Genomic DNA, 11,719 nt, shown 5'->3' with positions numbered 1-11,719 from the left:
GCGCCTGCCCTTGGCGTTGTCGGCACGCTGCTTCACCGCGCGCCACTACAACCTGAAGAAGGACGACTGCCAGTTCAAGTGCCTCGAACACGCGGACGGCGCGCGGCTGTCCACCCGCGAAGGCAAGGGCTTCCTCACCGTCAACGGTATCCAGACCATGTCCGACGGCTGCCACGCGCTGCTGCCGCACCTGGCCGACATCGCCGCCATCGGCGTGTCCTCGGTGCGGGTGAGCCCGCAGGCCACCGGCACCGGCGACGTGGTCGCCGCGTTCCGCCAGGCCATCGCAGGCGCCGCGGTCGACATGGACAGCCTGCCGCGCCCGGACGGCGCGTGCCTGGTCGACGGCTACTGGCGCGGCGAAGCCGGCATCAACCCGATCGGAGAACACCACCATGCGTGTGCCTGACCTCACCCTGCCCCCGCTCTTTGCCCAGGTGGTGTCCCGCCTGCCGGCGACCCCGCCCAACCTCGTGCTGGTCACCCTGCTCAACCAGCTGCTTCGCCGCGGCGTGCTGCCGGCCGACATGGACCTGCTCGCCGGCCGCCGCTTCGCGGTCGACGTACTCGACGCCGGCCTCAAGCTGCGCTTTGGCGCCGACGAGAACGGCTTCGTGCTGGACGACGGCCACGGCGAGCCCGACCTGCGCTTCGCCGCCAACGCATCCGACCTTGCGCGCATGATGCTGCGCGAAGAAGACCCGGACACGCTGTTCTTCAACCGCAAGCTGACCATCGAGGGCGACACCGAGCTGGGCCTGATCGTGAAGAACCTGCTCGACAGCGTCGACTGGAGCGAGACACCGCTCGCGCGCTTCATGGCGGCGTAAGCGCCCATGCACCCATGACAAAGGCCGCCCATCGGGCGGCCTTTCTTGCGGGCGCAAGACGGGTCAGAGCGGCCAGCGCGCCAGCACGTCCGGGTGCTCGCCCAGCCGCTCGACGACAAAGTCGACGAACACGCGGGTGCGCGGCGCGGTGTGCTCGCGGTTGGGGAAGCACAGGTAGATCGAGCGCTCTTCGGACACGTAGTCGAGCAGCACCGCTTCCAGCTCGCCGCTCCTGAGCATGCCGATCACCTCGCTACCGGGCAGCTGCGCGACGCCCTGCCCCAGACGCGCGAGTTCGGCGACCGCCTCGACCTCGTTGACCGTGTAGGTGCCGGTCACGTCGACCGGGATGCGCTCGCCGTCGCACAGGAACTCCCACTTGGCGAGGCGGCCCGACGTCGGGTACTGGTAGTTGATGCAGTCGTGCTGGGAGAGGTCTTCCGGCTTGGAGGGGCGGCCGTACTTGTCCCAGTACGCGGGCGAGGCGACCACGTAGAGCGGGATATGCGCGAGGTTGCGCGCGGTCATCCGGCTGTCCGGCAGCATGCCGAAACGGATCCCCGCGTCGTAGCCATCCTCGATCAGGTCGCTGAACTGGTCGTCCAGGCCGAAGAACACGCGGATCTTCGGGTAGAGCGCGCAGAATTCGCCCATCAGCGGCAGGATCAGACGGCGGCCGAAGCTGTTGGGCATGCTCACCCTGAGGTGGCCGGCCGGCTCGTCGCGGCTCGCCTTGAGCTGGCTGATCGCGTTATCCAGGTTGTTGACCGGGCCCTTGCACTGCGCGTAGAAACGGCGGCCATCCTCGGTCAGCGTCAGCTGGCGGGTGGTGCGGTTGAACAGCCGGACCTCGAGTTCCTGTTCGAGGCGGGCGATGCTCTGGCTGACCGCGGCCGGCGAGACCCCCATCTTGCGGGCGGCGTCCGAGAAACTGCCATTCTCGGCCGTCGTCATGAAAACCATCAGCGCCTTCAGCGTATCCATCTTCCGTCCTTTTTCATTGCCACGCTCAACATTCGCAAGCGACCTTTAAAAATAATACTTCAATCTAGTCAATCAATAAATATCAGCAACAGATCTTTCGTGCGAATTGGATATGGAGCGCATAAATGCGACAAGGTTCCGGACACAGCAAGCGCAAGCTATCAACGATAGAGCCTTTGCTCTTTGTTTGATCCAGATCAAATGCCGGCTGTTTGGCCGCACCCAGAATAGTGCTCTTGCTCCACCGCCCGGATTTCCTACATGCACTCGAGCTTTCCCGCGCTGACCATCCGTAACCGCCAGTTGCTGCCCGTCGTCCAGGGCGGGATGGGGGTCGGCATCTCGGCCAAGTCGCTCGCCGGCGCCGTCGCCCGCGAGAACGCGGTCGGCACCATCGCCAGCGTCGACCTGCGCCACCTGCACGAAGACCTGGTCGCCGAGTCCGGACACGCCAGGGCGCAGGCCGACTTCGACCGGCTGAACCTGATCGCGCTCGACCGCGAAGTGAAGGGTGCGCTCGCGCGCGCCGGCGGCCACGGCCTGATCGCGGTCAACGTGATGAAGGCGGTCGACAGCCACGCCGCCTACGTGCGCCAGGCCTGCGAATCCGGCGCGCACGCGGTGGTGATGGGCGCCGGCCTGCCGCTGGACCTGCCCGAGATGGCCGCCGATCACCCGGACGTCGCGCTGATCCCCATCCTGTCCGAGTCGCGCGGCATCGGCATCGTGCTCAAGCGCTGGATGAAGAAGGGCCGCCTGCCCGACGCCATAGTGATCGAGCACCCGGCGCACGCCGCCGGCCACCTGGGCGCCGCACGCATCGAGGATTTGTCCGACGAACGCTTCAGCTTCAAGCGCGTGCTCGAGGAGACGCACGAGCTCTTCCGCTCGCTACAGCTGGAGAGCGAGAAGATCCCGCTGATCGTCGCCGGCGGCATGAGCCACTTCGCCAAGGTGAAGACTGCGCTGAACGACTGGGGCGCGTCGGCGGTACAGGTCGGCACCGCGTTCGCCGTCACCCGCGAGGGCGACGCGCACGACAACTTCAAGCACACGCTGGCGAACGCCCGCCCGGAAGACATCACCGAATTCATGTCGGTCGCCGGCCTGCCGGCGCGCGGCGTGATGACGCCCTTCCTGAAGAGCTACCTCAAGCGGCTGGACAAGCTGCAGGCGAACGCCAAGGCCGACCCGACACGCTGCACGCAGAACCTCAACTGCCTGACCGTGTGCGGCCTGCGTGACGGTCTCTCCAAGGTCGGCCAGTTCTGCATCGACCTCAAGCTCGCCGCCGCTTTCCGCGGCGAAGTCAGCAAGGGGCTGTTCTTCCGCGGCAAGGACCCGCTGCCGTTCGGCGAGCAGATCCGCTCGGTGCGCGAGACCATCGACTACCTGCTCACCGGCCACCGCCCGCTCGGCGCCGCCTGACGCGCAGCGACGCCAGAAGCAAGGCAGGGTTCGCCCTGCCTTTTTGCATGGGCTGCGCCAGCCCCGCGCCGCCCCGCTTCATCGGCCCGCGCCTATCCATTACACTGCCCGCATGAACGCGTATACCAGCTGCAACCCGGCCACCGGCGAGGTGGTGCATACCCGTCCGGCGTGGACGGCCGACGAACTGGCCGCCTGCGTCCACCGCCTGCGCGAGGCGCGCGAGCGCTGGGCGGCGCAGCCCGTGAACGAACGCGCGGCCGTCCTGCGCGCGATGGCCGATGCGCTCGAGCGCCGCCGCGACGAACTGGCGGCGCTGGTGACGCTGGAAGTCGGCAAGCGCACCGCCGAGTGCCTCGCCGAGATCGACAAGTCGGTGCAGCTGGTCCGCTACTACGCCGAGCTCGCGCCGCGCCTGCTCGCCGCGCGCGACATCCCGACGCAGGCAAGCGCAAGCGGCGTCAGCTTCGAGCCGCTGGGCCTGGTGCTCGCGGTGATGCCGTGGAATTACCCGGTGTGGCAGGTGCTGCGCTTCGCGGTGCCCGCGCTGATCGCCGGCAACGGCTGCCTGATCAAGCCGGCGCCCTCGGTGCCGCTGTCGAGCGCGCTGCTCACCGAGATCGTGCAGGGCAGCGGCGTCACCGCGTTTGACACCGCCTGGCTTGCCAACGACGAGGTCGAGGACGCGATCCGCCTGAGCGACGCGGTCGCCTTCACCGGCTCGACTGCGACCGGCCGCGTGATCGCCAGCCTGGCCGGCCGCCACCTGAAAAAAAGCGTGCTCGAACTGGGCGGCAGCAACCCGTTTATCGTGCTCGCTGACGCCGACCTTGACGAGGCGGCGTACGAGGCCGCGCACTCGCGCTTTCGCGACGCCGGGCAAAGCTGCAACGCGGCCAAGCGGCTGATCGTGGTGCCCGAAGTGGCCGACGCCTTTGTCGAGCGCTTCACCGCGCACGCGCGCGCGTTCCGGCCGGGGCCGCCGGCCGATGCGTCGACCACGCTGGGGCCGCTTGCCCGCGCCGACCTGCGCGAGGCGCTGCACGCGCAGGTGCTCGACGCCGTCCAGCACGGCGCGCGGCTGTTGTGCGGCGGCCAGATGAGCGGCGGCGCCGGCTTCTACTACCCGGCGACCGTGCTCGACGCGGTGAACCCGCGTTGCCGCGTCTGGCACGAGGAAGTGTTCGGCCCGGTCGCCAGCGTGATCCGCGTGGCGGACGAAGACGAGGCGATCCGCGTCGCCAACGACACCCCGTTCGGCCTGGGCGCCAGCATCTTCTCGGCCGACACCCGCCGCGCACGCGCGCTGGGTGCGCGCATCGAGGCGGGCGCCGTCTATATCAACCGCTACACCAGCTCCGACCTCAGGCTGCCGTTCGGCGGCGTCAAGGCGTCCGGCTACGGGCGCGAGCTCTCCGAGTTCGGCCTGTACGAGTTCGTCAACGTGAAGACCTGGTGGCAGAAGTGAGCCCGGACTTTTCCCCGTCGCCCGAACAGCAGGCGGTACTCGACTTCGCGGGCGGCCACCTGCTGGTCGAGGCGGCCGCCGGCAGCGGCAAGACGACCTTGCTCGCGCTCGCCGCGGCGCGTGCGGTGCGCGCGGGCCAGCGCGTGCGCGCACTGACCTTCAGTCGCAGCGGCAAGGCGAGCCTGGAGGCCGCGCTCGCGCGGCACGGTGTGACCGGCGTCGCCGTGCAGACCTTCGACGAGGTCTGCGTCGCCGAGGCCGCCCGCTTGCTGGTCGACGACGCGCGCCGCGTGCAGCGCGACTGGGTGGTCGAGACCGTGCTGCCCGAGGTGGTCGGCCGCGTCAACGAGGCCAACGCCGGCAGCGACGCCGTGCAACTGCCCACCGACACCGCGTCCCTGATCGACCTCATCGACAGCTTCCGCCTGATCCGCCAGGGCCGGCTCTCGGACCTATTGGAAGATGCCGACGAGGAAGAAGTCGCCGCCACCCTCGGCCGCCCGGCCAGCGTGTGGCAGGCGTGGCGCGAGTACGAGCGGCTGCGCCGCATCTTGCGCGTCGATGGCGGCTTCGGCTTCCGCCTGGTCGAGGACGCCTGCCACGACCTGATGGCGGGCTTCGAGGAAAACGCGCTCGCCGCGGCGCCGACGCTCGCCTGCGATGTACTGCTGATCGACGAATTCCACGACACCAGCGCGCTGCAGCTCGCGTGGCTCGCAGCCTGGGGCGGCGGCGTCCAGCGCGTGCTGGCGGTCGGCGACCGCGACCAGGTGCTGTACGCGTGGCGCGGCGCCGACGCGACGTCGGTGTTCCTGCTGTTCCGCCAGGCGTTCGCGCCGGTGGCCGTGCTGCCGCTGACCGTCTCCTTCCGCTTCGGCGCCGGACTCGCGCGCCAGCTCGCACCCTTGCGCAGCCGCGGCCTGCCGCCGCTCTCCGGCGCGGGCGGGCCGACAAGCGTCGACGTCAGCCGCGAGCCGCTGCCCGCGCTTGCCGCCACCCTCGAGGGTGGCGCCGCGCTGATCTGCCGCGACCGCGCCGCCACCGTCGCCGTGCAGCTTGCGCTGATCGACGCGCGCCGGCCGTTCTACACGCTGGATGGCTGGCCGTGCTGGCGCGGCGGCGAAGGCACGCTGATCCAGGCACTCGCCCAGTTGGCGGCACCCGACTGGCGCGCGCACAGCGCGCAAGCCGACGCGCGCAAGGCGGGCTACGAGCGCCAGCGCCGCGAACGCCTCGCCCAGCGCCTCGCCTCGCTGCCCGCGCTCGCGCTGTCCGCCGACGAGGGGCGCGAATTCGCCGCGCTCGCCGCCGAGACCGGCGACTGGCCGCAACTGGTCGCACTGATCGACGCGCTGCCCGCGCCGGAAGACGCGCGGCGCGCGCACGCGCAAGGCTCGCTGAAAGCGGCGCTCACACGCCTCACCTCCGCCAGTTCCGACGCCAGGCTCGCGCCGCTGCTGACGGACTTTGCTCGCGATACGCATTTGGAGGCGACGCTCGCCGCGTTCGCGCCGGCCGGCGAGGCGGCGATGAGCCGCGTCGACGCGTGGCGCGCGCTGCTCGCGCATCTGGCGCAACACGGGGAAACCGCCGCAAGCTGGCTCGCCCGCTGCGAGGCGCTGAACCTTGCGCACTGGCGTGCCCAGCAGTCGCCCGGGCAGCACCTCGCGGTCGGCTCGGTGTTCCACGCCAAGGGGCGCCAGTGGCCGCACGTCGTGGTCTGCCAGCTGTCCCATGGCCTGTTCCCGCTTGCCGGCGCGCCGCTCGCCGACGAGAAGCGCCGCGCCTACGTCGCGTTCACCCGCGCGCAGCAGCGCCTCACCCTGCACGCGCCGGCAGGCGCCGAGCCTTCGTCCTTCTTCACGCTGTTCACCCCGACCGACCGATGACCCGACTGTTCCGCCTCGCCGCCACCGTCGCCGTGCCGGCGCTTTACTACCTGTTGCTCGCGCTCAAGCCGGGCTGGCTCGCTGGCCGTGCCGGCGCCTGGCCCGTCTCGGTGCTGCTTGCGCTTGCCGCGTTCGCGCTGTTGCTGATGCTGGCCCTGTGGCCCGCGAAGGCTGCGCGATGAGCCCGGCGCTGGCGTTCTTCATCCCGTTCGCGCTGGCCACGCTCGCGCTCAGTCACTGGGCCGCGCGCAAGAGCAGCAGCGGCGGCGCGTTCTTCAGCGGCGGCGGCCGTGTCGGCAGCTTGCTTGGCGGCTTCGCGCTGGCCGGCGACTACCTGTCGGCGGCGGCCTTCCTCGGCGCGGCCGGCCTCTACTACCAGGCCGGCTACGATTCGCTCGCCTACGCGGTCGGCACGCTCGCCGGCTGGCCGCTGATGACGCAACTGGTCGCCGGCAGGATGCGCGAAGAAGGCGTGTTCGGCGTCGGCGAACTGCTCGCCAAACGCTTCGGTAGCGCGGCACCGCGCAGGCTCGCCGCCGGCGTGTCGCTGGCCATCTCGCTGTTTTACCTCGTCGTGCAACTGGTCGGCGCGGGCAAGCTGCTCGGCCTGCTGTTCGGCTTCGACTACACGGTCGCCGTGCTGCTGGTGACGCTGCTCAGCCTCGCCTACGTCGCCGGCGGCGGCATGCTGGCGACGACCTGGGTGCAGGCGATCAAGGCGGTGCTGCTGGTCGGCTGCGCGCTCGCGCTCGCCGCGCTGACCATGGCGCGCTTTGACTGGCAGATCGCGAAACTGTTTGACGCGGCCGCCGCCGTGCGCGGCGACGCGGTGTTTCTGCCGTCCGCCGCGCTCGCCTCGCCGGTCGAGCTCGTGTCGCTGGGGCTGGGGCTGACGCTCGGCCTGCTCGGCCTGCCGCATGTGCTGATGCGCTTTTACAGCGCGCCGGACGCGGCCCGCGCGCAGGGCGCGGCGCGGGTGGCGACCCTGCTGATCGCCCTGGTGTTCTCGCTGAACTTCATCGACGGCTTCGGCGCGCTGGCGCTGCTGCCCGGCCACTTGGCGTTTTTCACCGACGAGGGCGCGCTCAAGGGCGGCAGCAATATGGCCGCGCTGCACCTCGCGCAACTGCTGGGCGGGCCGCTGCTCGCCGGCTTCGTCGCAGCGGTCGCCTTCGCGACCATCCTCGCGGTAGTCGCCGGGCTTACGCTATCGGCGACGGCGACGCTGACCCGCGAGCTGATGCCCGGGCGTGGGCTCGCCTTCGTGCGCGGCTCAGCGCTCGCGCTCTCGCTTGCCGCCGCCGCGGTGTCGATCGCCTTCCAGCTGCAGAATATCGCGGTGCTGCTGGGCTTCGCCTTCGCGCTTGCCGCGTCGGCAAACTTTCCGGTGCTGCTGCTCGCGCTCTACTGGAAAAGGCTGACCGCGCGAGGTGCCGCCGCGACGCTCTCCACCGGCCTGGCCGCGTCGCTCTTGCTGATCGTGGCCGGCCCCGGCGTGTGGGTCGCGGTGTTAGGCTTCGACGCGCCGCTGCAGCCGCTGGCCAACCCGGCGCTGGTCTCGGTACCGCTGGCCTTTGCCGCCGCGGTCCTCGCCTCGCGCGCCCGCCAAAAGGAAACCCGATGAACGACACCGAACTCCTCGCACGGCTGGCCGCTATCGTCGGTGCCGCGCATGTGCTGACCGACGCGGCAGACACCGCCGCCTGCCTCACCGACTGGCGCGGCCGCTACCACGGCGCGTGCCGCGCGCTGGTGCGTCCGGGCTCGACCGCCGAAGTGTCCGCCCTGCTCGCGCTGTGCGACGCCGAAAACATCCCGGTGGTGCCGCAAGGCGGCAACACGTCGACCTGCGGCGCGGCGACGCCGCCGGCCGACGGCCGCGCGCTGCTGCTCTCGCTCGCCAGGCTCTCCCGCGTGCGCGAGGTCGACACCGCCAACGACACGATCACCGTCGAGGCCGGGCTGACGCTCGCCGCCGTGCAGCAGGTGGCGGCCGAGGCAGGCCGGCTGTTTCCCTTGTCGCTCGCGTCCGAGGGCAGCTGCCAGATCGGCGGCAACCTCTCCACCAACGCGGGCGGCCTCGCGGTGCTGCGCTACGGCACCATGCGCGAGCTGACGCTGGGGCTGGAGGTGGTGCTCGCCGACGGGCGGGTGATGGACCTGCTGGGTGGCCTGCGCAAGGACACCAGCGGGCTCGACCTCAAGCAGCTCTTTATCGGCGCCGAGGGCCAGTTGGGCGTGATCACCGCGGCGACGCTCAGGCTGTTCCCGCGCCCGAGCGCGCGCGCCACCGCCTGGCTGGGCGTCGCCGACAGCCAACAGGCGATCGCTTATCTCGCGGCGCTCAAGGCGCGCTTCGGCGACAGGCTGACCGCGTTCGAGCTGATCGAGGAAGGCTGCCAAAACCTGCTCGCGAAGCACGGCCACACCCTGCCCTTTATCGCGCCGTGGGCGCTCCTGATCGAACTCTCCGACAGCGGCGACGAGGCTTTGCTCACCGACGCCTTCGTGGACTGGCTCGCCGAACAGCAGATGGTCGACGGGGTAGTCGCGCAGAGCGAGAGCGAGCGGCTGGCGCTGTGGCGGCTGCGCGAGGACATCTCGGAAGTGCAGAAGCTGGAAGGCGCAAGCATCAAGCACGACATCGGCGTGCCGGCGTCCCGAATCCCCGCCTTTATCGCCGCGTGCGGCGCCGAACTTGCCGCCAGCTTCCCCGGCTGCCGCGTCGCCTGCTTCGGCCACGCCGGCGACGGCAACCTGCACTACAACGTCAGCCACACCCGGCCGGACAACGCCCGCCTGTTCGACGACGAGGCGGCGGTCAACGAGATCGTCTACCGGCATGTTGCCGCCTGCCGCGGCAGCATCGCCGCCGAGCACGGCGTCGGCCAGCTCAAGGGGCAGTGGCTCGCCCGCTACAAGGACCCGGTCGCCTTGGAGGCGATGCGCGCCCTCAAGCGCACGCTCGACCCCAAGGGGCTGATGAACCCCGGCAAGTGGCTGACAGCCGGCTAAGGAATAGACGGCACAGGAAAGCGCGGGGCCGCCCCTGACGGGCAGCCCCGGCAAGCGGCTCAGACGCGGAACTTGCCGAAGCGGCTGTCCATCTGCCCGGCGAGCGAGGAGAGCCGCGACAGCGTCGCGTTGACGTCCTGCAAGGCGCCCTCGTTGGCGACGATACGGCTGTTGATCGCCTCGGTACTGCGGGCGATCTCGCCGGAGGCGTGATGCTGTTCGCTGGTCGAGCCGGAAATCTCGCTCATGCGCTGCAAGAGCTGGCGCATCGACTCCCGCACGCTCTGGATGCGCGCGGCCGCCTCGTCAGTGCGCGCGGAGCTGTCGCCGACCACGCTGACCGTCCCCTGCACATCGTCGGCGGCGCGGCGCGCCTCCTCGCGGATGGCGCCGACCTTGCTGCTGATCTCCTGCGTCGCGCTGGCCGTGCGCTCGGCGAGCTTCCTCACCTCGTCGGCGACCACCGCGAAGCCGCGGCCCTGCTCGCCGGCGCGCGCCGCCTCGATCGCCGCGTTCAGCGCCAGCAGGTTGGTCTGGTCGGCGATGTCGCGGATCACGCCGGTAATACCGGAAATTTCCTGCGAGCGGCGGTCGAGCACGCCCAGCATCGCCTCGAGGCTGCGCACCGAACCCAGCGTGTTTTCCATGTCGCCGGCCAGCGCGTGGATATCGTCGGCGCAGCACTCCAGCGCCTGCCCGGTCGACTTGACGAGCGAGTCGGCCTCGCCGGCGCCGGCGGCAACCTGCGAAATGCTCGCGCCCAGTTGCTCGAGCGTCGAGGTATTGGCCGCCGACGCCGCGGCCATCTGGCTGGCGCCGGACGCCACCTCGCCGACCCGGCTGCTGGCGCTGGCCACGCCGCCGACCACCTGCGCCGCCTCGGCACGCAGCTGGACGAACAGCTCACCCAGTTGCCCGGTGAAACGGTTGAACGCCTGCGCGGTCTGGCTGATCTCGTCGTTGCCGTCGGCCGCGAGCTTGCGCGTCAGGTCCGCCTCGCCGCCGGCCATCTCGACCATCGCGTCGCGCAGGCGGGTCAAGCCGGCGAGCATCCGCCCCTGCACCAGCCCGGAGAGCGGCAGCATCAACAGGAAAGCGCCGGCGGTCATGGCCGCCAGCGTCATCAGCAGCGCATCAAGCGGCGCGAGCACCAGCGCCTTTTCGCTGAGCACCACGATGTACCAGCCCAGGCCGTCGACCTTGGCCACCGACGCGAGCATCGCCTTGCCGCCGACCTCCACCTCGGTCACGTCGCTGCTGGTGCTGGCGGCCTGCATGGCCGCACCGTCCAGCGCGGGGACCAGCGCGGTCAGCGGCTTGGTCTGCATGGCCTTGTCCGGCGCGCTGATCAGATGGCCCTTGCTGTCGACCAGCAGGCTGAAGCCGCTGCCGCCGACCGGCAGCGAGGCGAGGGTGCGCGCAAGCTCGGTCATCGAGATGTCGCCGGCGAGCACGCCACCATTGCTGCCCGGCAGCGGCACCGCGGCGGTGATCACGATCGCCTTGGTGTCGGCGTCGACATAGGGGTCGGTCATCACCAGCTTGCCGGCCGAACGGGCCTGCTGGTACCAGCCGCGGCTGGTCACCGTGTAGTCCGCCGGCGGCACCCAGCCCGACGCGAATTGCGCGCTGTTGTCGGCGAAGCCGGCGTACAGGTCGATGAAGCGCCCTTCCTGCATGCCCTGCGTCAGGAACCACTGCGGGTCGCGCGCGAGCGTGTTGATTTCGTTGTCGTAACGTTGCGAGCGCCCCAGCAGCACGCTCTGCTTGTCGCGCGCCCAGTCGCCGATCAGGATGGTCTGCCCCTTGAGCGTGGTGAGCTGCTCGTTGGCGATGCCCTGCAGCGCCATGCTGCGCACCTGCATGAAGACGATGGCAAACAGCAGCATGGCAAACAGCGCCAGCAGCAGCGCGTTGACGCCGATCAGGCGCGCCTTGAGTGTACGCATGGAATTCCCCTCTGGATGGTCGGCGCCTCGGGCGGACGCTTGGCGGGCATTATGTATTTGATGCGCATTCCATGCAATTTGATTGTCATTACTGGTTGACCATGAAAATGCATCCGACTTGATCCACAATGATCCATCGATGTCAGCAAAGTGGAG

9 protein-coding genes and 1 pseudogene are annotated in these 11,719 nt (G+C 70.1%); 8 read left to right on the top strand and 2 right to left on the bottom strand.

Features of this window, described 5'->3' with window-relative positions; all coding sequences use genetic code 11:
- Nucleotides 1–409: pseudogene (locus tag E5K04_RS15420) on the top strand (U32 family peptidase); the annotation flags it as partial.
- Complete coding sequence (ubiT, locus tag E5K04_RS15415) at nucleotides 396–830, top strand: ubiquinone anaerobic biosynthesis accessory factor UbiT (protein ID WP_136555738.1); 435 nt, start codon at nucleotides 396–398, stop codon at nucleotides 828–830. The pseudogene E5K04_RS15420 and the gene ubiT, both read left to right, overlap by 14 nt.
- A 63-nt stretch (nucleotides 831–893) precedes the next feature.
- Here the strand turns inward: ubiT and E5K04_RS15410 are convergent, their stop codons facing one another.
- The gene (locus tag E5K04_RS15410; protein WP_136555737.1) at nucleotides 894–1,814 is read right to left on the bottom strand and encodes a LysR family transcriptional regulator; all 921 of its coding nucleotides are present in this window, start codon (nucleotides 1,812–1,814) and stop codon (nucleotides 894–896) included.
- 261 nt (nucleotides 1,815–2,075) lie between these two features.
- On the opposite strand from E5K04_RS15410, the gene E5K04_RS15405 reads away from it, so the two are divergent.
- The 6 genes from E5K04_RS15405 to E5K04_RS15380 all read left to right on the top strand — a co-directional run bounded on the left by E5K04_RS15405 (nucleotide 2,076) and on the right by E5K04_RS15380 (nucleotide 9,614).
- Nucleotides 2,076–3,242: an NAD(P)H-dependent flavin oxidoreductase gene (locus E5K04_RS15405; protein ID WP_136555736.1), complete on the top strand. Its 1,167-nt coding sequence runs from the start codon at nucleotides 2,076–2,078 to the stop codon at nucleotides 3,240–3,242.
- A gap of 112 nt (nucleotides 3,243–3,354) precedes the next feature.
- Nucleotides 3,355–4,710, top strand: coding sequence for an aldehyde dehydrogenase family protein (locus E5K04_RS15400; protein ID WP_136555735.1), 1,356 nt, complete (start codon nucleotides 3,355–3,357; stop codon nucleotides 4,708–4,710).
- The gene (locus E5K04_RS15395; protein ID WP_168929254.1) at nucleotides 4,698–6,599 is read left to right on the top strand and encodes a UvrD-helicase domain-containing protein; all 1,902 of its coding nucleotides are present in this window, start codon (nucleotides 4,698–4,700) and stop codon (nucleotides 6,597–6,599) included. The genes E5K04_RS15400 and E5K04_RS15395 overlap by 13 nt, the downstream gene beginning before the upstream one ends.
- Nucleotides 6,596–6,781, top strand: coding sequence for a hypothetical protein (locus tag E5K04_RS15390; RefSeq protein WP_136555733.1), 186 nt, complete (start codon nucleotides 6,596–6,598; stop codon nucleotides 6,779–6,781). Before E5K04_RS15395 ends, E5K04_RS15390 begins: the two co-directional genes overlap by 4 nt.
- Nucleotides 6,778–8,223: a sodium:solute symporter family transporter gene (locus E5K04_RS15385; RefSeq protein WP_136555731.1), complete on the top strand. Its 1,446-nt coding sequence runs from the start codon at nucleotides 6,778–6,780 to the stop codon at nucleotides 8,221–8,223. The genes E5K04_RS15390 and E5K04_RS15385 overlap by 4 nt, the downstream gene beginning before the upstream one ends.
- Nucleotides 8,220–9,614 (top strand): FAD-binding oxidoreductase, encoded by a 1,395-nt coding sequence (locus E5K04_RS15380; protein ID WP_136555729.1) that lies wholly within the window; start codon nucleotides 8,220–8,222, stop codon nucleotides 9,612–9,614. The genes E5K04_RS15385 and E5K04_RS15380 overlap by 4 nt, the downstream gene beginning before the upstream one ends.
- Nucleotides 9,615–9,673: 59 nt before the next feature.
- On the opposite strand, the gene E5K04_RS16695 is transcribed toward E5K04_RS15380, so the two are convergent.
- Entirely contained in the window at nucleotides 9,674–11,563 is a 1,890-nt protein-coding gene (locus E5K04_RS16695) for a methyl-accepting chemotaxis protein (protein WP_168929253.1), read from the bottom strand.
- Between the last annotated feature and the right edge of the window lie 156 nt (nucleotides 11,564–11,719).

It is taken from the genome of Crenobacter intestini (assembly GCF_004919095.1).
Lineage (GTDB): Bacteria > Pseudomonadota > Gammaproteobacteria > Burkholderiales > Chromobacteriaceae > Craterilacuibacter > Craterilacuibacter intestini.
Note: the sequence above shows the minus strand (reverse complement) of the source record. Positions and strands in the feature narration are given on the sequence as shown.